The following is a 21,830-nucleotide window of genomic DNA, read 5'->3' as shown; positions in this document are numbered from 1 at the left end:
GACCGAGCGCGCCGCCGGCGCACCCTGCCGGGCCAGTGCCCAAGCACCGCCCGGATTCCCGCGCCACGACAACCGTCGCCGTTCTGCGCTAACTGCGGGCGAGGTCCGAGAGCAGGGCACAGGCGTGGTCGTGGGTCGCGGGCAGCCGGACGGCCGACACCAGGGGCCGGGCGACGTCGCGTAGCTGGGCGTCCACCGAAAGCCGTTCGTTGAGCGATCGGCGCAGGGCAACACCGCGCGACGCCAGCCGTTCGTCTCGTCTGGCCAGTACCACGACCATCGACGGGCCCAGCGTCGCGAAGCTCTCGCCGGTGTCGAAAACCGCGCGGACGGCGTCGGCGACCAGGATCATCGCGGTCAGCCGGGGCCAGCCGGACACCGATGCCAGATCCACCGAGACGGTCAGCAGCACGTGCGCGTCGCCGAGTTCGCCGCGGTAGACCTCGCCGAGCCGGGTACGCAGGTAGGCGGCCGAGGGCAGTCCGGTGAGCGGATCGGTGACCTCGGTGTGCACGAGCTGGTCCGTGGCGACGTCGGCCCACGCCAGTGCGGTCACCCGCAGCAACCGGGCCGGGGTGGCGTCCACGTCCGGGGACACGAATCCGTCCACCGCGTCCGGTTCGGCGAGTACCGCGTGCAGGGCGGCCAGGTCCGACAGCGTCTCGGACAACCCCGCCCCGGAAGCGGCACGCGCCCGGCCCAGACCGGCCAGCGCCGTCTCCGCGTCTTCCGAACCGTGCCGCACGACGGCCGCGCACACGGCGTCGACCTCGGGCAGTGCCCAGTCACTCGGAAAGCGCCAGCCTGCCGCCAGACTGGCGGTGCGCCAGCGGGCCCGCAATGCCCGCAGGTGCCGGTTCCGGTCGAAGCGGGCGTGCGCCTGCTCGTCCGCGGAACCGGACCAAGCCCCGGTCGCCGGTACGTCCACCGAACCCCCAGCCCCTTCCGGTCCCGTCGATCTTGTCCCCATCCGGTGAGGGGACGTGACGGATCTGCCCGCGTGACGCACGTTCCCCGATCTTTTTCACGCTCCACCTCCGAACGCGGGTGAACTTGTTGCGCCGACGGTGTCAACCGGTCGACCACGGCGTGACGCGTCTCAACGCATCCGTCACACTTGTTACGCGTTGTACTGAGTGCACGCGGCCGGAAGGCGGTCGCGTCCGCAGCCGAAGGAGCCCTGTGTCCACCGTTCCCGCCGATCTCTCCGGTAAGAGCGACGCCGAGCTGATCGCTGAGGTGCGCGCGGGGAAGATCGCATCCTACGGCCCGCTCTACGAGCGGCACAGCAGCGCCGCGCACAACCTCGCCCGGCAGCTGGCACGGTCCAGCTCCGAGGCCGACGACCTGGTGTCCGAAGCGTTTTCCAAGGTGCTGGACACCCTGCGCGGCGGAAAGGGACCGGACACCGCCTTCCGCGCGTACCTGCTCACCGCCCTGCGGCACACCGCATACGACAAGACCCGCCGCGATCGCCGGGTCGACCTCAACGAGGACATGAGCGACGTCGGCGGGACCGCGGGCGAGGCGCTCACCGTGCAGTTCTCCGACACCGCGGTGGCCGGTCTCGAGCGGACCATGGCCGCGAAAGCGTTTGCGCGGTTGCCGGAACGCTGGCAGGCGGTGCTCTGGCACACCGAGATCGAACAGCAGAGCCCGGCGGAGGTCGCGCCACTGCTCGGGCTGACCGCCAACGGCGTTTCCGCGCTCGCCTACCGCGCCCGTGAGGGATTGCGGCAGGCGTACCTGCAGGTCCACCTGCAGGAAACCGGCGCCGAGCGGTGCCGGGCGACCGCGGACCGGCTCGGTGCGTGGACGAGGGACGGACTGTCCAAACGCGAACGCGCCCAGGTGGAGTACCACCTCGACGAATGTGACGGATGCCGCGCGCTGGCCGCCGAACTGGCCGACGTCAACGGCAGCCTGCGCGCGATCATCGCCCCGATCGTCCTCGGTGGCGCCGCACTCGGGTACCTGGCCACGATCGGTGCGGCCAAGGCGAGCGCGGCCACCGCGGGAGCCGCGGCCGCCGGTGCCGGTGCCGCTGCGGCAGGTGGCGCGAAGGCGGGCGCGGCAGCCGCCGCGACCGGGCCGAGGCAGTTCGCCGGCGTGGCCGCTTCCGGTGCCGCAATGGTGGCCGCGGTCGCCGTTGCGCTGGCGTCCAGCGGCGGACAGCAGACCATTCCCACCGCGCAGCAGGCACCGCCTCCCGCGGCGCCGGCGCCGGCCCCCAAACCGAAGCCGGCGCCACCGCCCGCGGCACCACCGGCCCCGCCGCCCGCGCAACCGCCGGCGCCTCCGGTGGCTCCGCCCGCGGCACCACCGGCCGCCCCTCCCGCTCAGCCACCGGCGGCCCCGCCGTCGTCGGCACCGCCGAAGCTGTCCGCCACCTCGCCGCCGAGCGGGGTCGAGCTGAAGCCCGGCGGCGAGCCGGTGAACCTGCCGATCACCGTGCGCAACGACGGCGGCAGTGTGTCCGAGCCGGTGCAGGCTTCGCTGAACCTGCCGCCCGGCGTCTCCGCGGTGCCTGCGGGTGGTGGCGGTGGCGCGGCCCGTGCGTTCTCCACCGAAGCCGCGACGCAGTCGGGTCCGGTCGCCGTCAGTTGCCCCGGCGGCACCGGCACGGTGACCTGCAAGACCGGTTCCGGCCTGCAACCCGGCCAGTCCGCGGTGCTCACCTTCCGGTTGCAAGCCGCCGAAGACGCGCAGGCAGGCACGGTGACCGGTTCGGTTTCCGCGGGCGTCTCGGTCGAGGTGCAGGTCAACGTTCCGGTCCGGGTGCAGACCCCGGCCGACGAGCTGCTGCTGCAGGCCGATGCGGACCGGCTCTCGTCGTTCCCGTGGACCCGCAACCCGCTCATCTACGTGCGGGTGCGCAACACCGGCGAGAGCACGAAGCCGGTCACGGTGACCTTCGACCACGCGCTGTACCAGTCGTGGAGCCTCAGCGGGTTCGAATGCACGCCCGGCGGTGCCGGCGCCACCTGCACCACGCACAAGGCACTCGCCCCCGCACAGCAGGCCAACCTCTGGGTGCGGGTCAAGGGCCGTCCGGCACACGACGCACCGGTGACGGTGACCGCGAAGCTCGGCAGCGCGACCAAGAGCGAGCAGGTGCGGTTCGGCTGCTGGATGGGCATCTGCGAGGTGCCCTACCCCACCGGCCCGACGTCGACCGGCACGTCGTCCCCGTCGTCGGATCCGGGCACGGCCACGTCCACACCGACGCGGCACCATCCCCGGCCGAGCAGCCCGGACACGTCGTCGTCGCTGCCGACGGATGCACCGGACAGCACGCCGGGCACCCCGTCTGCGACCACCACGAGCGCACCGCCGAATCCCGGTACCGGCAAGTCCGGCATACCCGGCGAGCGGCCGTCGTCGCTCGAGCCCCGAGGGTTCTTCGGCTGGTTCACGGAGTAGCGTCCGAGCGGTGCGCGAATTCCTGAACAGGCACCGTGAGCTGCTTCGATTCGCTGTGGTCGGCGGGAGCAGTTTCGCCATCACCACGGCGATCACCTACGGGCTGAAGTTCACCGTGCTGCGCGCGAACCCGGTCACCGCGTTGATCGTCGGCGTGCTGGTCGCCACGATCTTCTCCTACGTCGCCAACCGCGAATGGGCGTTCCGCACCCGCGGCGGCCACGAACGCTCCCATGAGGCCGCCCTGTTCTTCCTGATCAGCGGCGTCGCGCTGGGACTCAACGCGCTGCCGCAGTGGATCTCGCGCTACGTGCTCGACCTGCAGGTGCCGTACGTGAGCCTGGTCGGACAGGAGGTGGCCGATTTCGTGAGCGGGATGGTGCTGGGCACCCTGCTCGGCACGCTGTTTCGCTGGTGGGCGTTCAAGCGGTGGGTGTTCCCCACCGAGGGTGCCCGGCTGCGGGCCGTCGAGCCGCCTGCCGATCCGGGCGAACCCGGCAGCAAGGCCGCCTGAGACCGGGAGTGGCCTCGGGTTCTCTAGACTGGACGGGTGACCGTGGTCGAATCCGTGCTCGCCCGCACGCCCGAGCCGTTGCGCGCGGTGCTCATCAAACACCGGGAGCTGCTGAAGTTCGCGATCGTCGGTGGCACGACCTTCGTGGTCGACAACGGTGTCTGGTACCTGCTGAAGCTGAGCGTCCTGGAGTCGAAGCCGACCACCGCCAAGGCGATCGCGATCATCGTCGCCGCGATCGTGTCGTACGTGCTGAACCGGGAGTGGTCGTTCCGCACCCGCGGCGGCCGCGAGCGGACCCACGAGGCCGCCCTGTTCTTCGTCGTCAGCGGAGTCGCGGTGGTGGTGAACCTGATCCCGCTGTACCTCTCGCGCTACGCGCTGCACCTGGAGGTACCGCACGTATCGCGGTTCGTGCAGGAGATCTCGGACTTCGCCAGCGGCTCGATCATCGGCATGCTGCTGGCCATGTTCTTCCGCTTCTGGGCCTTCAAGAAGTGGGTGTTCCCGGACGAGCTGGGCGAACGCCGCCGCGAGCAGGTCACCCGGCTGCCCCGCTGACGCTCAGCGCGGCACCGGCTGCGCCGGCCAGCGCACCTCGCCCACGTCGTCCGGCCGCGGCACCTTCAGGAACAGGCTGAAGATCGCCGGCCGCTTGTTCGACAGCTCCAGCCGCCCGCCGTCCGCCTCGACCAGTGCACGGGCCAGCGCCAGTCCCACGCCGGTGGAGCCGCCACCGGAGAAGCCGCGTTCGAAGATGTGCGGGGCGATCTCGTCCGGCACGCCGGAGCCGGTGTCCGCGATCTCGATCACCACGCTCCCCTCCGCCTCGCCGCGGCGCGCGGCCAGGGTGACCGTGCCCGCGCCGTGCCGCAGTGCGTTGTCCAGCAGCACCCCGATCACCTCACGCAGCCGCGCCGGGGTCGCGCGGACCATCAGGCCGTCCGCGATCTTCATCCGCAGGTTCCGGCCCTCGGCACGCAGCAGCTGCCGCCACTCCTCGGAGACCGCGGGCAGCGTGCTCGGCAGGTCCACCGGCTCGGCGTCGACCTCGCGCGCGGCGCGGGCGGCCGCCAGCAGCTCCTCGAGCGCCTGCGCGAGCCGGTCCGCCTGTTCCTGTGCCGCGCGGGACTCCTCGGCCACGTCCGGGTCGCCGTGCAGGGTCAACGGCTCCAGCCGCAGCTGTAATGCGGTGAGCCTGCTGCGCAGCTGGTGCGAGACGTCCCCCACGAGCTGCCGTTCCCGCTGCACCAGCTGGGCCAGCGCGGAACCGGACGTGTCCAGCGCCTCGGCGACCATGTCCAGCTCGGCCACCCGGTACCGGCTCGGGTCCGGCCGGAAGTCGCCGCCGCCCAGCCGGGACGCGCGATCCGCGACGTGCCGCAGTGGTTTGGCCAGCCGCCGGGCGGTGACCGTGGCGACCACCGTGCCGGTACCGACCGACAGCACCACCAGCAGCACCACCAGCAACGTCACCTGCGTCTGCCTGGTGCGGACCGGACCACTCGGGATGGCCAGCACCACCGTGCCACGCCTTGCCGTCGGCGCCGATTCGACGACCGGTTCCGGGCCGGGGTTCAGGCCGAGGTGCTTTTCGGCCATCCCGTCGCCCCGGATGGTGAGCAGCCCACCGCGGGGAACCCCGACGCGGAACTGGTCGATGTCCACTTCCTGGCCGTTCGCGACCTGGGTGTCGACCGTCGCGGCGATGTTGCGCGCGCGCTCGGCCAGGCTCTCCCGGTTCAGGTTCTCCACCAGCCGCCACGCCGTGACGCCGAGCGGGATGCCCAGCACAGCCGCCGTGACCAGCACGGCGAGCAGAATCGCCAGCAGGATCCGGCGGCGCATGCTCATCGGCGGCTACTCGACGTTGAACCGGAAGCCGACGCCACGCACGGTCGCGATGCGCCGCTCGGCGTCGGAATGCGCCGGCTTTCCCACCCGTGCGCCGCCCGCCTCGTCCGCGGCGACCGAAAGCTTGCGACGCAGCCACGACATGTGCATGTCGAGCGTCTTGGATGTCTTCGACTCCAGGTCGTTCCAGACCTCGGAGAGGATCTCGTCCCTGCTGACCACCTGCCCGGCCCGGCTCATCAGCACGCGCAGCAGCTCGAACTCCTTGTTCGCCAGTTGCACCTCCTGCTGCTCGACGGTGACCAGCCGGGCACCGAGGTCCATCCGGACGCCGCCTGCCTCCAGCACCTCCGGCACCCGGCGGCGCAGCAGCGCGCGGATGCGGGCGAGCAGTTCGGCCAGCCGGAACGGCTTGGCCACGTAGTCGTCGGCCCCTGCGTCGAGACCGACCACGAAGTCCACCTCGTCGGTGCGGGCGGTCAGCATCAGCACCGGCAGTTCGGTGCCGCTCGCACGCAGCCTGCGGCACACCTCGAGCCCGTCCATACCGGGCAGCCCGAGATCGAGCACGAGCAGGTCGACCCGGTGCTCCCCGGTCGCGGCCAGTACCGCCGGACCGTCGGTGACGACCTCGATCTCGTACCCCTCGCGGTGCAGTGCGCGCGACAGCGGCTCGGCGATGGCCGGATCGTCTTCGGCAAGTAGGACCATGCTCACCTGGCCAACCTTACGGTGAACCGGCGTGAAACCATCGTGACCGTGCCCGGCTACGACGATGACCTGACTCTCGCCACCCGGCTGGCTGACGCCGCCGACGCCCTCACCACCGCCCGGTTCCGCGCGCTCGACCTCGCGGTCTCGGCGAAGCCGGACCGCACGCCGGTGACCGACGCGGACACCGCGGTGGAGGACGCGATCCGCGCGATCCTCGCCGCCGAGCGGCCGGACGACGCGGTACTCGGCGAGGAACGCGGCGGCACCGTGCACGCCCGCGGCCGGGCCTGGGTGCTCGACCCGATCGACGGGACGAAGAACTTCCTGCGCGGGGTGCCGGTGTGGGCCACGCTGATCGCGCTCGTCGAGGACGGCACCCCGGTGGTCGGCCTGGTCAGCGCGCCGCTGCTGGGCAGGCGCTGGTGGGCCGCGCACGGCGGCGGCGCGTACCTGCGAGACGGCTCCGGCGAACGGAAGCTGTCGGTGTCCCGGGTCTCCGCGCTGTCGGATGCGTATCTGTCCACGACGGACTTGAACACCTGGCCCGAGTACCACTCGCGCGAGAAGTATCTGGCGCTCACCGAGGCGTGCTGGGAAACCCGCGCGTTCGGCGACTTCTGGCACCACTGCCTGGTCGCCGAGGGCGCACTGGACGTGGCCGCGGAGTGCGTGGTGAACCCGTGGGACGTCGCCGCCGCCCAGGTCATCGTGACCGAGGCGGGCGGGCGGTTCACCGACCTGTCCGGGGCGCCGACCTACCAAGGCGGTTCGGCACTGTCGACCAACGGCCTCGTGCACGACGAGGCGCTGGCGGTACTGCGGCGTCAGTGAGTCCCGGGCAGTACGCCCACCGCACCACGGGCCACCTGCGACCAGGTCAACCTGCCGAACAGGTAGTGGCAGGCGACCTGTTCGGAGGTGAACGCGGCCCAGTCGTAGCGGTTGCCCTGCTCCCGCCAGAACACCTCCCAGCCCGCGCCGTCCGTGGCCGGCATCAGGCACCAGGTGTTGTCCGCCTCGGCACCGACCGAGACGACCTCCCCGGGCACGCCGATCACGTCCAGCCACCGCTGAATCGACTGCGTGTTCATCGCGCCTCCTGCGTGATGTCGGCCAGGAATCCGAGGGTGACCAGTTCGTCCGCGGCCAGCACGGCCCGGTAGCGCAGGCCGCCGCCCGGCTGACCGAACCACTCCGCGACGTTCGAGCGCCACATCGGCACCGGTTTCAGCACGCGGTAGCGCCGGTAGCCGGACCGCAGCGCGGCAGGGGGCAGCGACCGCTGCGCGAACGGCGTGCCGTCCGGGGCGAAGACCCGGCCGTGCTCGCCACCGAAGCGGTCGAGCAGCGTGCCTTCGCCCAGCACCACCGCTTCCGGCTCGCCGGTCCCGCCTTCCGGGAACTGCTGCGCGGACGGCCACACGTATTCGGCACCCGCGACGAACCGCTGCTCCCACTCCGCGCCTTCGGGTGGCCGGTAGTCCTCGACGATCGCCTCCGGCGGCTCCGGATCTGCCGGCGGCGTGGGCGAACGACGGAATCCCTGCTCGACGTAGCCGAGCACCGCGGTGTCCTCGAGCAGCGCGGACTCCGGGTGGTCGGATGGCGGACAGCGCACGCCTCCGGCACCGGGCTTCGCCGGCGGTGGCAGCTGGCGTTCGGGGCGATCCGCGGCCACCGGCAGGTGCCCCAGCGGGAACATGTGAACCAGGAACAGCGCCAGCACGCTCTCCCGATCGGTTCGCGGTGCGCCCACCGGCGGCCGGTGCCCGCGGGCCGGGCTGCGCAGCACGCCGGTACCCGACGGCGGCGTCGGCACGTCGTCGAAGCCGCGTTCGAGGAGCCCGCCGTACTGCGCGGGCACCCGCACGGGCCCGGTGGCCACGTCGGTGTCGGCCGGTTCGAGCTGATCGGACACGGGCACCCTCTTCTCGATCGCGCCGGCTCCGGTAAGACGTCCATCCCGCCGCGCGGTTCCGGCCCGGCGGGAGATCCCACTTTATCGGGCGGACACCAACTCGCGCCGTACCAACGCGCGGGCCGGCCCGCGCTGCTCCACCATGGTGAAACCCGCGTCGGTGAACATGGCGACAGTGCCGTGGTACAGGTCCGCGGGTGGCCGGTTCCCGTTGACCACGGGGTAACCCTCGACCACCTCGGCACCGTGTTCGGTGGCGTACCCGACCGCGGCTCGCAGCAGCTCCCCGGCCAGCCCACGGCGCCGTCCCCGGCGGTCGACGTAGAAGCAGGTGATCGCCCACACCACACCCGGCGCGTCCGAGGCGAGCAGCCGGGACCGCGCGAGCCGCGGGTTGTCCGGGCGGGGCGAGACGGCCACCCAGCCCATCGGCTGCCCGTCGACGAGTGCCAGCAGCCCCAACGGTTTCCCGGCTTCCGCCGCGGCTCGCAGGTGGTCCTTGCGGCCGGTGCTTCCGGCTGCCCTGAACTCCGGTCCGGTGAGCCGGAAGAAGGCGCACCAGCAGCCGCCCTGCACGCCGCCGGGACCGAAGAGCCGTTCGAACAGCGGCCAGGTGCCCGCCTCGAGCGGGACGAACTCGGGCACCTACCCGGCCAGTGCGTTCACGACCCGCGAGGGGGACGGCCTGCCCAGCTGCCCTGCCATCCACACGCTGGTCTCGACCAGCGCGCCGAGATCGACGCCGTGCTCCACACCGAGCCCTTCCAGCAGCCACACGAGGTCCTCGGTCGCCAGGTTGCCGGTGGCCGATTCGGCGTACGGGCAGCCACCGAGCCCGCCGGCCGAGGAGTCCACAGTGGATACCCCGGCGCGCAGTGCCGCCTCGGTGTTGGCCAGCGCCTGGCCGTAGGTGTCGTGGAAGTGCACGGCCAGTGCGGAGACGTCCACATCGGACTGCACGAACGTCTCGATCAGCCGCGTCACCTGCCCGGTGGTCGCCACGCCGATGGTGTCACCGAGCGAGAGCTGCGAACAGCCGAAGTCGAGCAGCCGCTTGCCTGCGCGCACCACCTGTTCGGCGGGCACCACGCCTTCCCAGGGGTCACCGAAGCACATCGACAGGTAGCCGCGCACCTCCAGGCCCTCCGCCCTTGCCCTGGTGACCACCGGCTCGAACATGGCGAACTGGTCGTCGAGCGTCGAATTGAGATTGCGCTGTGCGAAGGTCTCGGTTGCGCTGGCGAAGATCGCGATGTGCCCGACCCCGGCGGCGAGCGCCCGGTCGAGTCCGCGCGCGTTCGGCACGAGCACCGGGTACCGCACGCCTTCCCGCCGGTCGAGCCCGGCGAGCAGCTGTTCGGCGTCGGCCAGCTGCGGCACCCACTTCGGGTGCACGAAACTGGTCGCCTCCAGCGTGCTCAGCCCGGCACCGGCGAGCCGGTCGAGGAATTCGAGTTTGACCTCCACCGGCACGACCGAACTCTCGTTCTGCAGTCCGTCGCGCGGTCCGACCTCCCAGATCGTGACGCGCGGCGGCAGTCCGTCCACCGGCACCCGCTCGGGCAGTCCGTTTTCCCTGGCACCCATGTCAGCGCCGCCTTCCGCGCGGGGCACGCCGCTGCGGCTGCAGTGGCTCGGTCGGCCCGGGGCGGTAGTCCTCGCCGGGCTCGGTTCCGTAGTCGTCGTACGGGTTGTCGTTGACCTCTCGGTAGATCACCGTGTGCACGCGCTCCACGTGCGGGATGTCGTCGAAGCGCAGCGGCTCGTCGGAGGCGGACTCGATGATCAGCGTGCCGCAGCCGAAGACCCGGTCCAGCAGGCCGTGCTCGAACTGCACACTGTTGATCCGTGACAGCGGGATGTCGATCCCGGTGCGCTTCAGCACTCCTTCGCGGGCGATCAGCCGGTCGGTGGTCACGATGAAGTGCGTGGTGCGCCAGCGGACCAGCGGTGCGAGGAACAGCCACACCACGAGCACGATCGCCACCACCCCGATGGCGATCATCGCCACGTTGTTCCACGGCCCCGGCGCGTCGCCGGCCACGAGGAGCAGCCAGATCGCCGCGGCGACCGTGATCAGGAACCCGACGAACGGGAAGATCAGCATCTTGAAGTGCGGGTGGCTGTGCACCACCACGTGCTCGTTCTGGCTGAGCAAATCATCCGGATAGGCCACGGCGGATGCTCCCCTGGTGTGTGCCGGTGCTGGTGGATCCACCGTACCGGCGAGCGGACCGGGTGAGCCCGCGGACACCGGTTCGGGTCTCACGCCGGGCGCACGTGCACCACGTCGCCTGCGAACACGGTGTGCCTGCGCCCGTCCGGCCCGTCGACCTGCAGCTGACCTGCCGCGTCGAGATCGGCGGCCCGGCCGGTGAGCGCGGTCCCGTCGGGCAGCTGCACTCGCACCTGCTGTCCGAGCGTTGCGCAGTGTGCCCGGTAGTCGTCGAGCAGACCGGCCGCGGTGAGGTCGCCGGACACCCGGCGCCAGCGCCGTTCCAGCTCGTCGAAGCGGGTGAGCAGGGCGAGCGCGAGCTCGGTGCGATCGGTCGTCGTCGCACCCTGTTCGGCCAGTGACGTCGCGGGCAGTCCGCCCGGTCCGGCGGGCACGTCCGTACCGAGCGGCAGCACGTTGAGCCCGATGCCGAGCACCACCGCGGCGGCGTCCCCGCCGACCGCCTCGGCGAGGATACCGGCGCATTTCGCCCGTTCCGGCCCGGCGAGCATGTCGTTGGGCCACTTCAGTACCGCGTCCACACCTGCTTCGACAGCGACCGCGTGCACCGCGAGCCCGGCGACCACCGACAGCGAGCCGAGCGCGGAGAACGCCACGCCGGACGGGCGAAGGACAACGCTCAGATACAGCCCGGCGCCCTTCGGCGAGCTCCACGTCCTGGCCCGGCGGCCCACCCCGGCGGTCTGCTGCTCGGCGAGCAGCACGGTCCGGTCCCCGGCACCGTTTTCGACGGCTTCCCGCAGGTCCGCATTGGTGGAGCCGGTCGTTTCGACCACGTCCACCCTGGCGTATCGGCCGGTGAGCCCATCGCGCAGCCGTGCCGCGTCCAGTTCAGCCATCCGCCCACAATATGAGAGTCCCCCTAACGTGCAAGCGTCTCGCTCGTTGAGCACAGGTGCGCTCTTCTAGATTGGACGGCGTGACCCCGCCGGATGCCGTCCCCACTGCCCAGCCCAAGCCCTCCTGGGCCCGCGGCGCACTGCACCGTGGCCTGGTGGCGCTGCCGCTGGTGGCCGGGTTGGTCACCGCAGGCTGGATCGTTGCCGACCGGGGCGAGCCGGCCACTCCGGCACCGGCCGCGGCCGCCGCCGACGAACCGGTGGCGAAGGGGCCGTCCGTCCTCGAGGCGAGCGCCCCGCTGCGCGCACGGGAACCGGCGCAGGGCGCCTCCGGCGGTGGCGGGGTGTCGCCGTTGCAGCAGTGGGCGGACTCGCTCGCCGGGCCACTCGACATTCCCGCACCGGCGTTGATCGGCTACGCGAACGGCGAACTGGCGTTGCGGACCGAGGACCCCGGTTGTCACCTGTCCTGGGTCACGCTGGCCGGGGTCGGCGAGGCCGGCGCGGACCACGGCCGCCGCGACGGCACGCTGATGGGGCTCAGCACGGCGCAGTGGAAGAAGTACGGCTCGAAGATCACCGGCATCGCCAAGCCCGCGCTGACCGACCCGGCGTCGGCCGCGGTCGCCGCCGGCCGCGCACTGTGCGCCGGCGACGTCGACCTCACCGCGGGCAACGGCTGGTGGAAGGCGATGGCCGGCTACCACAGCGGCAACGGTCTCGAGCTGTTCCGGCAGCAGGTCCTGGGCTACGCGCAGCTGTACGCCACGTTGTCGCTGGACCCGGCCAAGTCCGGCACCCCGGCAGTCCACGCCACCCGGTTCGCATTGGGACAGCTGGGGCTGCCCTACGTGTGGGGCGGCAACGGCCCGGACGCCGGGGCCGCGGGCTTCGACTGCTCCGGCCTCACCAAGGCTTCTTACGACAGCGCGGGAGTCGCCCTGCCCCGTACCGCGGACAGCCAGTTCCGCTCGATGCCCGCGGTACCACCGGGCAAGGAACCGCAGCTGGGCGATCTGGTGTTCTACGGCAACCCCGGCACCCGCATCCACCACGTGGGGCTTTACCTAGGCAACGGCCTGATGATCAACGCACCGACCGAGGGACAGGCCATCCAGATCCACACCTTCCACACCCCCGGCGACGACTACGCCGGCGCGGGACACCCGGCTTAGCCCGAGTACCGCAGCGTTTCCGCACGCCACGGGCGAGCGGATCACCGGCGACAGCCGAGCACCGAAGCGACGACGCGGGCCATGGACCCCGCGACTGCGCAGCTCGCCACGACGGCCACCGAGGGCGCTGGACCTGTTGCACCGCGCGCTCGCCTTCCCGGTCTCGGACCTGGCTCTGCGCAGCTGGCACGTGCACCGTTCGCGGGGAAAGCCGGTCGAATTCCCGGAGAACCTGCCGACCTGCTGCCGGATGCTGGCGGAGTCGGTGCCGGCGGAGCAGCTGCGGCGGTCGAGCTTCGGACCGGTTCGCGGCCGGGTGACCGGCGGAAACCGACCGCGCCGTTTCCGGTGCTTACTGCGTTGCGGGCTGGCGTACGCGAGGCATACGCTCCCGCCGTGATCACCGGGACGGCTGGCAGCCATGCACGGGAAGGCGACCCGGTGCCGAGCTGATCGCATCGTGGGCGCGTGGCCCTCCCCGGCAGCGGATGAGTTCCGCACCGTCAGCCACGTATCCCGAAACGAAAGCGAGCACAGCCGGATGACCGTCACGTTCAACCACACCATCATCGCCGCCAAGAACCGCGCCGAATCGGCCCGGTTCTTCCGCACCCTCTTCGAACTGCCGGAAGCACCGTCCTGGGGACCGTTCACCAACGTCCAGCTTTCCGACGGCGTGTTGGTGCAGTTCGCCGAACCGCCGGTGGAAATCCAGATGCAGCACTACGCGTTCCTGGTCGACGACGGGCTGTTCGACCGTGCCTGCGCCCGGCTCCGCGCGGACGGCATCGAGCACTGGGCCGACCCGCAGATGACCCGCCCCGGCGAGACGAACACCGGGCACGGCGGACGCGGGGTCTACTTCAAGGATCCCGCCGGGCACGCATTCGAAATGCTCACCAAGCCCTACCTGTAACCACGTCCGCGAACGGCCCGGGGGTCACGCGGCGGAGTTCCGGGCGGCTTCCTCCGCCGCAGCCACCCAGTGCGGAGCTCCGGCCCGGCGGGCGACTTCGGCGGCTTGGCGGTAGTGCGCGGCGGCCGGAAGATCCAGCGCTGCCGCCAGGTCGCCGAGGTAGTGCGCGACCGGTCCCAGTGTGACGAGACCGGAGCCCGCGCCGGCCAGTTCGGCGGCCGCCGGGGTGAGCGTGGCGTAGAGACGGCGTCGTTCGGCAGTCGTGCGGGCGCCCGGCACAGCCAGGCAGGCACGCAGTTCCAGCAGCAGATCCGGTTGTTCGGTGCGCCAACCCGAAACATCCACAGTAGACACCCGGCCGTGTTGCAGATACAGGCAGTGCTGTGCCAGTGGCAGGATTCCACGGTCCAATCCGGACATTCCGGTGCCCGTCAGCCGGGCCGCAGCCGCCCGGTAGGCGGCCGCTGCCGCGGCGAGCGGGCCGGTCACCGCGAGGCGCACCGCGCGGTACCACTCGGTGAACACCGCGACCAGCGGAATGTCGTACTCCTCGCCGAGGCGGTCGGCCGCGGACGCATGCGCCTCGGCCGCGGTGAAATCCGCCAGCGCCGAGTGCGCCTGCACCAGAATCAGGTGGCCGAGCACCTCGAAAGTCACCAGCCGGTGCCGGCCGGCCAGTGCGACCAGTTCGGTACCGATCCGCGCGCGTGCGGGGGCCAGCCCGGCGCGGGTGCACGACTGCGTCCACAACGCGTTCAACGCCAACGCGAGCAACGCCGGATCGTCCACCGACCGGGCCAGCTGCTCGGCTTCGACGGCGGCGGCACGGGCGCGCGGGCCACCGGCGCTGCGCAGCTCCAACGCGACCGTCGCCAGCAGCCGGGCACGCACGGGCGGCTCCAGTTCGGTCGCCAGCACGCGGTCGGCGGCGTCGGCGATCCGCCGAGCCAGCGCGGGGTCGTCGTTGTCGGTCCAGATCCCCGGCACGTCGAACGCGGTCAGCACCCGCGTGGTCAGAGCGAGATCGGCACCGGCGAGGTCGAGGGCCTCGGCGCGATATCGCCGGGCAGCCTCGAGCGAACCGGTGATCGCGGACGTGCGGGCGAGTCCCATCAGCAGCTCGACGGTACGCGGGCCGTGCGCGAGCGCGGCCTGCCACCACCGTACCGCCTCGTGCGGTGCGAAATCCCGTTCGGCGCGCTCCGCGGCGGCTCGCGCGTAGCCGACACCGCGATCGTCCCCGGCCCGCAGGAAATGGTGCGCCAGAAGGGAAACCTCCGACGGCCGACGACGTGCCAGCGCTTCGGCCACCGCAGCGTGCAGCTGCGCCCGCTGAGCCAACGGGATGTCCTCGTACACGGCGTCCCGGACCAGGGAATGCGCGAACCGGAACTGCCGCGGCCCGGTCGACACGAGAAATCCCGTCCGTACCGCGATTTCCAGCTCTTCCCACGCGTCGTCGAGCAGACCAGGATCGATCTCGGCGCCCACCACGGCCGCCCTCCGCAGCACAGCTCGGCCGTCTTCGGGCAGGCTGTCGAGCCGATGCCGGACGACATCGCGGATACCGTCCGGAAGGTCGCCCTCGGCGTCGAGCACCCGCGCGAGTTCCCTTACGAAGAAGGGATTTCCCGCGGTCCGCCGGTGAATCACCTCGGCCGGGCCGTCGCCGACCAGCTCCGCCACCGCGGCCACGGACAGGCCGCCGAGATACAGCCGCACCGGGTCGGCGCGCGCGAGCCGGCCCAGTGCGGCGGACAGTTCCGCGGACACCTCAGTGGTCCGATAGGTCGCCACGACGAGCACCGGTGCCGGCTCCGCGATGACCGCGGCGAGCAACGCCAGCGTTTCTTCGCCCGCCCACTGCAGATCGTCGAGGACGAGCAGCAGCCTGCCGCGGACGGCGACCTCCGCGAGCCGCGCGGCCACCGCGTGGTGCCAGCGGAACCGGGACACCGCCGGGTCGCCCGTCTGCTCCCGCGCCGGCACCGGCTCGCCGAGTGCGTTCAGGATCCGCGTCCACGGCCAGGCAGGCGGTACTCCGGAGGCGTCCGGATTCGGTCCCCACGCCGTGGTCCGGCCCAGCCGTGCGGCGAATTCCCGGACCAGCGCCGTCTTTCCCGCGCCTGCCTCACCGGACACCAGCACAAGCCGCGTACGGCCGGCTGCCTCGGCGAGCTCGGCCAGTTCCCGCTCCCGGCCGACCAGCCGTTCCCGCGGCGCGGTCTCCGACGGGATCAGCCGTGGCGCCTGCGTCAGCACGTCCTGTTCCAGCTGCCGCAACCCCGGGCCGGGATCCACGCCGAGGTCCGCGGCCAGCACCGCCCGCGCACGCCGCAACGCGGCAAGCGCGTCGCCCTGACGACCGGCGCGGTACAACGCAAGGACGAACAGCCGCCACGCCTCTTCCCGCAGCGGATGAGCGTCCACATGGGAGTCCAGGTCCGGTACCGCTTCCGCGGCCCGGCCGAGTTCCAGCAGCCCCGAAGCACGCCGTTCCAACGCGAGCGACCGCAATTCCGCCAGCCGCGCGATTTCCGCCCTTGCCCACGGTTCGTCGGCGAATTCGGCGTACGGTTCGCCCCGCCACCAGCCGAGCGCCTCGTCGAGCTGCGCGACGGACGGATTCCTCCGTAGCAATGCCTCGAACCGCCACGCATCGACCTGGTCCGGTTCCGCGCGCAAGGCGTATCCCGGCGCTTCGGTGACGAGCAAGGACGCCGGCGTCCGCGGTGCCCGGCCGGGTTCGAGCGAACGCCGCAAGGCACCCACGAACGTCTGCAGCGCCCCGACCGCACCCGCACCAGGTTCGCGCCACAGCGAGTCGACCAGCGCATCCACCGAAACGACCTGACCACGCGCGACCAGCAGACGTGCGAGCACCGCGCGATGCCGAGGCCCGTGCAGCGCCACCGGCCCTCGCGCGTCACTGGCCACCAGCGGACCAAGCACCGCGAACGACACCATCGGCTCCGTACTGTAGCCACTGGCGCCAATCCGCCACACAGCAAACCGGTGCCGGACCGCGGACTGGTGAGGTCTCGTATTCAAGTGTCGCGGGTTCTCCGCGGAGGTGACGGTGTGTGGCCACCGGAGTGTAGTGGCTCCAGGTGGCGGCCAGGGGTCTGTGCTGCTGTAGCCGGCCCTGGTCAGTCGGCTTGGAGAACGAAGAAGAGGAAGCCCAGGAACCTCGTGCCGGTGAGCTTCCGGAATTCGTCGGGGAACAGCTCGGGGGCTTCGGGTGCGGGCGGCGGCTCGCTGATGACGTTGATGCGTAAGCCGGCCGCGGTGAAGGCATCGGTCATTGCGTGCAGCGGGCGGTCCCAGAAGGTCAACCTGGCGGATTGGCCGCCCAGCGTCCATTCTTCGGTTCGGCTGCGGGTCTGAAAGTAGTGGGGCTTTTCCCCGGCCTCGCGCTGCATCATGGTGATGACGAAGGGGTGTTCGACCGAGACGATGAGCCGTCCGCCGGGTGTCAGGACGCGTCGCAGTTCGGCCAGCGTCGGCCCCCAGTCCTGCAGGTAATGCAGCACCAGAGACCCGACGACGTCGTCGAATTCACCGTCGGGGAAGGGCAGCGGATCAGCCAGATCGGCGACCCGCAGGTCGGCCTCGGCACCCAGCCGTCGCCGGGCCAGCTCCACCATGCCTGCGCTCGCGTCGACACCGGTCACGACTGCGCCCCGATCGCGTAGCGCGGCGAACAGAGGCCCTGAGCCGCAACCCGCGTCGAGGATCCGCCGGCCGGTCACGTCGCCGGCCAGGGCCAGCATCGCGGGCCGTTCGTAGTAGGCGTTCATCAGGCTGGTCTCGTTCTCGGCCGAATATCCCTCGGCGATACCGTCGTAGCTGTTCTCCCGGGCAGGACCAGCAGAGACCGCACCGCTTTCCGAAGTCGACTTCATGCGGACAGGACGCCCCAGCGGTGACAAAGTTGCCTGCAGGGTCGCTTGACTGGTGAGGTCGCGTCTTCAAGTGTCTCGGGTTCTGGTGTTCAGGTTGTCGCGGTGAGCCGGGCGATCCGGTTGAACGGTTGTGCGCAGAGCAGACCGATCACGGCGGCGGCCCGGGACCGCGACGGCAGGTCGTGGCCGGAAAGCAGCTGGCCAAGCAACGCGATCCGCTCCGGCTTGGGCAGCGCGGCCTGGCGGGTGATGATTTGAGCCGGCAGCCGTAGCGGCCGGATCGGTGACGAAGTGGCAGAAAGCCCGGACAGCATCGCCGAGAACACCTGCTCCCCCGGCCGCAACAGCGACCCCCCGCCCACCGGCTGCAGGCCCGCCGCGCCCAGCGCCTCGCCGATCGGCCGCACTCCGGCCAGCAAAACCCCAGCACAACCAGTCGAACGAGTGGCCTACGCGATCCAGGCTGACCCATCGAACGAGCCGGCAGACCCACCTCGCCGCGAGCCTTCGGGCGCCGGCCACACGGCCACCGCGGCATCCACTGTGCACTTCCATCACAAACTGTCGCGAATTCGCAGCCGCTGCAATTGGCCACAGATGGAACATTCAGGCAAAATCGGGGGCTGAAATACTCCGAGCCGGATCTCGGCCAGGAGAACCCTGTTACGTTCAACACGGAAACACCCGATTCCAGAGTTCGCCGGAAAGGATTCCGTGTTTCGTCCGCAAGCGTCCTTGCGAACCCGAGGCACGTGAGCGCCACCCGCCCGCGACGACCAGTGCCGGGGCCGTCGGCGGCACGCAGAGCAACCCCCCGGCGCCACGCTTGACCACCGCTGTTGCCCGACCACGGCCGGACATCGGCGGGGGTGCCGGAGCACCGGAACACCTTCCGACCCGATGCTCCGGCACCCACCCCAGCCGGCACCCACGCCAGCCGGCACCCACGCCAGCCCGAACCCACCCGAACCGGCACCCACCCCGGCCCGCATCGCTCCGCCGATACCCACTCGGACGGCACCCACCCCAGCCGGCACCCACGCCAGCCGGCACCCACGCCAGCCCGAACCCACCCGAACCGGCACCCTTCCCCGCCCGCATCGCTCCGCCGATACCCACTCGGACGGCACCCACCCCCGCCCGCATCGCTCCGCCGAGGCCCACCTCAGCCCACGCCAGCCCGTTGCCACCCGAACCGGCACCCACCCCGGCCCGCAGCACCCTGGCTGGCGCCCGTCCGAGCCGGTGCTCGCGGCCGAGTCCGCTCGGTCGGTGCTGATCGAATACTGATCGCGCCCACCGATGCTCGGCGGATGGATTTCGACTACCAACAGGTCCCGGTCGCCGCGGGCGTTTCGCTGAACGTGGCCGTCGGCGGGAGCGGTTCGCCGGTCGTTCTGCTGCACGGTTTCCCGCAGACCCACCTGATGTGGCGGCACGTCGCCGCCGATCTGGCCGCCGACCACACCGTGCTCTGTCCCGATCTGCGTGGTTACGGCGCCAGCAGCAAACCCGCAGACCCGGACGGGCAGGCCTACGCCAAACGCACCATGGCCGCCGACGTCGTCGCACTCGCCAAGGCCTTCGGGCACGAACGGTTCGCCCTCGCCGGGCACGACCGCGGCGCGCTCGTCGCGATCCGCGCCGGCCTCGACCACCCCGCCGCGATCACCCACCTCGCCGTGCTCGACGTGCTGCCCACCCTCGACATGTGGGACGTGCTGCACGGCGCCGACGCGGCCGTGGCCTTCCATCTCTACCTCATGGCACAGCCACCCGGTCTGCCCGAACAGCTGATCGGCGCCGCCCCGGACGCGTTCTTCGGCCACTTCCTCGACCTGTGGGCACGTGAGCGCGCGGCCATCCCCGACGACGTCCGCGCCGCATACCTCGCGGCCTGCCGGGACGCCGTCCCGTCCATCGTCGCCGACTACCGCGCCTCGGCGGGCGTCGACCTCGAACACGACCGAGCCGACCGTGCCGCAGGCAATCAGCTGCGGATGCCCGTCACGGTGCTGCAACAGGACTGGGGCGCCGCGCTCGGCTACGACGGCACGGCACTCTGGCGGACCTGGGCACCCGGCTGCGTACACGAAACCGTGACCTGCGGGCACTTCATGGCGGAGGAAGCACCGGGCCGCGTGACGAGTGCACTCCGGGACCTGCTCGCCCGCTGAATCCGCACCGGGGTCCCCCCTGCGGCACTGGACCCAGCTGTCAGAATTGTCCAGACCAGCGGATCTGACAACCGGGAGTGCGATGGCCGACGGAGCTGACGATCCGGGCCGCAGCCCCGCCCAGGTCCTCTCCGCGGAACTGGCCGCCCTGCGGAGGAAGGCCGGCAACCCATCGTTCCGGAAGATGGCCGAACGCTCGGGACGGATCTCGCACGCCACCCTGCACGAAGCAGTACGCGGAACCCGCTTCCCGTCCTGGGACACCACCAGGGAGTTCGTCCGGGCCTGCGATTCGGACGAGCTCCCGTGGCGGCTGCGCTGGGAAGAGCTCAAGGGCCTGCCGCTGGTGGCCGACGCCGAACCGGACGCGGCGAAGCGCACCGAGCCGCAGGCGAACACTCCGCCGGACACCGAACCGGACACCGCACCCAGCGGCACCCCGAGCGCCGCATCGGGTCCCGAGCCGGCGGTCGTCTCCCCGGTGGGCGACGGCGTCGAGCCGGTCATCAGCTCCGCACCTGCCGCCGGCTTCCGGCCACGACGGCTCTCCAGGAGGAAGTACGCGCTGGCCATGGCCGCTGTGGTGGTGCTGGTGCTCGGCGCGGTGGCCGCGGTCGTCGTGCCGAAGCTCGGTACCAGTACCGGTGATGTCGGTGCCCGCATCCCCGGTGACAACTCCAGGTTCGTCACCGACGTGACCGTCCCCGACGGCACCACGATCCACGTCGGCGAGACCGTGCAGAAGGTGTGGGAGATCGAAAACAGCGGCTCGGTGCCCTGGCACGAGCGCTACCTGCAGCGGATGGACCTGCCCCCCGCGCCGGGCAGCTGCCGCACCCCGGACCGGGTGCTGGTCGGCGACACCGCGCCGGGTGAACACGTGATGGTCAGCGTCCCGGTCACCGCGGCGGACCACCCGGGCAGCTGCTGGATCGGCTGGAAGATGGTCGACTCCTCGGGCGCTCAGCTCTTCACCACGCGACGTCCGGTGTACGTCCTGGTGACTGTGGCGCCCTGAGTTCTGTCAGATTTTGTAAGACCCGGCTCCGCAGGTACCGGACACCCGGCCCGCCCGGCCAGGATGGAGACGCGGCGAAGGCGTCCTCCCGCCGTCTTCGAGGTCCACTGGGGGTCGGTCCGTGGCAGCGCCGGACGTTGCCACGGACCGTCGGCTTCAGGCGGTCCGGCGGAACGTGATGCGGTAGGCGCTCGGCGAGACCCCGAGCGCACTCTGCAGGTGCTGGCGCAGCGACGCTGCGGTGCCGAACCCGGCTTCGGTGGCAATCCGGTCGATCGGCAGTTCCGACTCCTCCAGCAGCTGCCGTGCCCGTTCCACCCGTTGCTGGGTCAGCCACTGCACCGCAGACATGCCCACCTCGTCACGGAATCGCCGGGTGAACGTGCGGGTGCTCATGGCTTCCTTCGCGGCCAGCTCCCGCAGGGTCAGCGGCAGGTGCAGGTGTTCCAGCGCCCACGCCCGTGCGGCGGCGGTGGAGGAGGTCCGCGGCTCGGGCACCGGACGGCGGATGAACTGGGCCTGTCCGCCTTCGCGATGCGGGGACACCACGGTGCCGCGGGCGACCTCGTTGGCCACCGCCGCGCCGAAGTCCTGCCGGATCAGGTGCAGGCACAGGTCGATGCCGGACGCGACGCCCGCGGAGGTGAACACATCGCCGTCCTCGGTGTAGAGCACGTCCGGGTCGAGCCGTACCTGCGGGTACTCCCGCCGGAACTCGTCGGCGGAACGCCAGTGCGTGGTCGCGCGCCGTCCGTCGAGCAGCCCGACCGCGGCGAGCACGAACGCACCGGTGCAGATCGACGCGATCCGCGTACCGTCCGAAATCAGACCCATCGCGTACGCGACCGGTGGGGTGATCGACCGTCCGGAAGGTTCGTACTCGGCCGACGACGCCGTGACGACGACGGTGTCGGCCTCGGCGATCGCTTCCGGCCCCTGCGGCACCGGGATGGTCAGGTCGGTGTCGGTACGCACCGGGCCGGGCTCCGGCGTGCAGGTGATCACCTCGTACAGCAGCTCGCCCTCGGCCGAGCGGGCCTGTCCGAACAGCCGGTGCACGATGCCGAGCTCCATCAGGAGCATGCCGTGGCGCACCAGCACGGCGACCTTGTGCCGATCGGGATGCAGGAAAGCGGACATG

21 protein-coding genes are annotated in these 21,830 nt (G+C 71.4%); 8 read left to right on the top strand and 13 right to left on the bottom strand.

What is annotated here, in order from left to right:
* Nucleotides 1-88 precede the first annotated feature (88 nt).
* The gene (locus ABD793_RS12080) at nucleotides 89-928 is read right to left on the bottom strand and encodes a GGDEF domain-containing protein (RefSeq protein ID WP_344858794.1); all 840 of its coding nucleotides are present in this window, start codon (nucleotides 926-928) and stop codon (nucleotides 89-91) included.
* A gap of 254 nt (nucleotides 929-1,182) precedes the next feature.
* Here ABD793_RS12080 and ABD793_RS12075 point away from each other — a divergent pair, with 254 nt between their 5' ends.
* From ABD793_RS12075 to ABD793_RS12065, 3 genes are read left to right on the top strand one after another with little or no spacing between them, the layout of a single operon-like run.
* Nucleotides 1,183-3,423, top strand: coding sequence for a sigma-70 family RNA polymerase sigma factor (locus ABD793_RS12075; RefSeq protein ID WP_344858792.1), 2,241 nt, complete (start codon nucleotides 1,183-1,185; stop codon nucleotides 3,421-3,423).
* 10 nt (nucleotides 3,424-3,433) lie between these two features.
* Complete coding sequence (locus tag ABD793_RS12070) at nucleotides 3,434-3,937, top strand: GtrA family protein (protein ID WP_344858789.1); 504 nt, start codon at nucleotides 3,434-3,436, stop codon at nucleotides 3,935-3,937.
* Between the two features lie 36 nt (nucleotides 3,938-3,973).
* Entirely contained in the window at nucleotides 3,974-4,498 is a 525-nt protein-coding gene (locus tag ABD793_RS12065) for a GtrA family protein (protein WP_344858787.1), read from the top strand.
* A gap of 3 nt (nucleotides 4,499-4,501) precedes the next feature.
* On the opposite strand, the gene ABD793_RS12060 is transcribed toward ABD793_RS12065, so the two are convergent.
* Nucleotides 4,502-5,785 (bottom strand): ATP-binding protein, encoded by a 1,284-nt coding sequence (locus ABD793_RS12060; RefSeq protein WP_344859220.1) that lies wholly within the window; start codon nucleotides 5,783-5,785, stop codon nucleotides 4,502-4,504.
* Between the two features lie 12 nt (nucleotides 5,786-5,797).
* A complete protein-coding gene (locus ABD793_RS12055; protein ID WP_344859218.1) occupies nucleotides 5,798-6,502 on the bottom strand; it encodes a response regulator transcription factor in 705 nt (234 codons plus the stop codon).
* A 42-nt stretch (nucleotides 6,503-6,544) separates the two neighbouring features.
* On the opposite strand from ABD793_RS12055, the gene hisN reads away from it, so the two are divergent.
* Nucleotides 6,545-7,336 carry a histidinol-phosphatase gene (hisN, locus tag ABD793_RS12050; protein ID WP_344859216.1) on the top strand — a complete coding sequence of 264 codons (792 nt, stop codon included), beginning with the start codon at nucleotides 6,545-6,547 and terminating at the stop codon, nucleotides 7,334-7,336.
* On the opposite strand, the gene ABD793_RS12045 is transcribed toward hisN, so the two are convergent.
* The 6 genes from ABD793_RS12045 to ABD793_RS12020 form a co-directional block, all read right to left on the bottom strand.
* Nucleotides 7,330-7,596 carry a hypothetical protein gene (locus tag ABD793_RS12045; RefSeq protein WP_344858785.1) on the bottom strand — a complete coding sequence of 89 codons (267 nt, stop codon included), beginning with the start codon at nucleotides 7,594-7,596 and terminating at the stop codon, nucleotides 7,330-7,332. The genes hisN and ABD793_RS12045 overlap by 7 nt on opposite strands.
* Nucleotides 7,593-8,423 (bottom strand): TNT domain-containing protein, encoded by an 831-nt coding sequence (locus ABD793_RS12040; protein ID WP_344858783.1) that lies wholly within the window; start codon nucleotides 8,421-8,423, stop codon nucleotides 7,593-7,595. The genes ABD793_RS12045 and ABD793_RS12040 overlap by 4 nt, the downstream gene beginning before the upstream one ends.
* Before the next feature lie 81 nt (nucleotides 8,424-8,504).
* Nucleotides 8,505-9,068, bottom strand: coding sequence for a GNAT family N-acetyltransferase (locus ABD793_RS12035; protein ID WP_344858781.1), 564 nt, complete (start codon nucleotides 9,066-9,068; stop codon nucleotides 8,505-8,507).
* Nucleotides 9,069-10,010, bottom strand: coding sequence for a hydroxymethylglutaryl-CoA lyase (locus ABD793_RS12030; protein WP_344858779.1), 942 nt, complete (start codon nucleotides 10,008-10,010; stop codon nucleotides 9,069-9,071).
* 1 nt (nucleotide 10,011) lies between these two features.
* Nucleotides 10,012-10,599, bottom strand: a complete 588-nt coding sequence (locus ABD793_RS12025; RefSeq protein ID WP_344858777.1) for a PH domain-containing protein — start codon at nucleotides 10,597-10,599, stop codon at nucleotides 10,012-10,014.
* An 89-nt stretch (nucleotides 10,600-10,688) separates the two neighbouring features.
* Nucleotides 10,689-11,498, bottom strand: a complete 810-nt coding sequence (locus ABD793_RS12020; protein WP_344858774.1) for a biotin--[acetyl-CoA-carboxylase] ligase — start codon at nucleotides 11,496-11,498, stop codon at nucleotides 10,689-10,691.
* A gap of 80 nt (nucleotides 11,499-11,578) precedes the next feature.
* Here ABD793_RS12020 and ABD793_RS12015 point away from each other — a divergent pair, with 80 nt between their 5' ends.
* On the top strand, nucleotides 11,579-12,673 hold the full coding sequence (locus tag ABD793_RS12015; RefSeq protein WP_344858772.1) for a C40 family peptidase: 1,095 nt from the start codon (nucleotides 11,579-11,581) through the stop codon (nucleotides 12,671-12,673).
* 541 nt (nucleotides 12,674-13,214) lie between these two features.
* Nucleotides 13,215-13,589, top strand: coding sequence for a VOC family protein (locus ABD793_RS12010; RefSeq protein ID WP_344858770.1), 375 nt, complete (start codon nucleotides 13,215-13,217; stop codon nucleotides 13,587-13,589).
* Nucleotides 13,590-13,613: 24 nt separating this feature from the next.
* Here ABD793_RS12010 and ABD793_RS12005 read toward each other — a convergent pair whose 3' ends face one another.
* The 3 genes from ABD793_RS12005 to ABD793_RS11995 all read right to left on the bottom strand — a co-directional run bounded on the left by ABD793_RS12005 (nucleotide 13,614) and on the right by ABD793_RS11995 (nucleotide 17,901).
* Entirely contained in the window at nucleotides 13,614-16,556 is a 2,943-nt protein-coding gene (locus ABD793_RS12005) for an ATP-binding protein (RefSeq protein ID WP_344858768.1), read from the bottom strand.
* Between the two features lie 182 nt (nucleotides 16,557-16,738).
* The gene (locus tag ABD793_RS12000) at nucleotides 16,739-17,494 is read right to left on the bottom strand and encodes a class I SAM-dependent methyltransferase (protein ID WP_344858766.1); all 756 of its coding nucleotides are present in this window, start codon (nucleotides 17,492-17,494) and stop codon (nucleotides 16,739-16,741) included.
* An 89-nt stretch (nucleotides 17,495-17,583) separates the two neighbouring features.
* Entirely contained in the window at nucleotides 17,584-17,901 is a 318-nt protein-coding gene (locus ABD793_RS11995; RefSeq protein WP_344858764.1) for a hypothetical protein, read from the bottom strand.
* Between the two features lie 906 nt (nucleotides 17,902-18,807).
* Between ABD793_RS11995 and ABD793_RS11990 the strand changes: the two genes are divergently transcribed.
* Nucleotides 18,808-19,671, top strand: a complete 864-nt coding sequence (locus ABD793_RS11990; RefSeq protein WP_344858762.1) for an alpha/beta fold hydrolase — start codon at nucleotides 18,808-18,810, stop codon at nucleotides 19,669-19,671.
* An 82-nt stretch (nucleotides 19,672-19,753) separates the two neighbouring features.
* On the top strand, nucleotides 19,754-20,689 hold the full coding sequence (locus ABD793_RS11985; protein WP_344858760.1) for an NBR1-Ig-like domain-containing protein: 936 nt from the start codon (nucleotides 19,754-19,756) through the stop codon (nucleotides 20,687-20,689).
* A 156-nt stretch (nucleotides 20,690-20,845) separates the two neighbouring features.
* Here the strand turns inward: ABD793_RS11985 and ABD793_RS11980 are convergent, their stop codons facing one another.
* Nucleotides 20,846-21,829, bottom strand: a complete 984-nt coding sequence (locus ABD793_RS11980; RefSeq protein WP_344858758.1) for a GlxA family transcriptional regulator — start codon at nucleotides 21,827-21,829, stop codon at nucleotides 20,846-20,848.
* Nucleotide 21,830: the final 1 nt, after the last annotated feature.

It is taken from the genome of Amycolatopsis ultiminotia, from assembly GCF_039536925.1.
GTDB lineage: Bacteria > Actinomycetota > Actinomycetes > Mycobacteriales > Pseudonocardiaceae > Amycolatopsis > Amycolatopsis ultiminotia.
The sequence above is the reverse complement of the archived record's forward strand: the minus strand, read 5'-3'. Positions and strand labels throughout refer to the sequence as shown.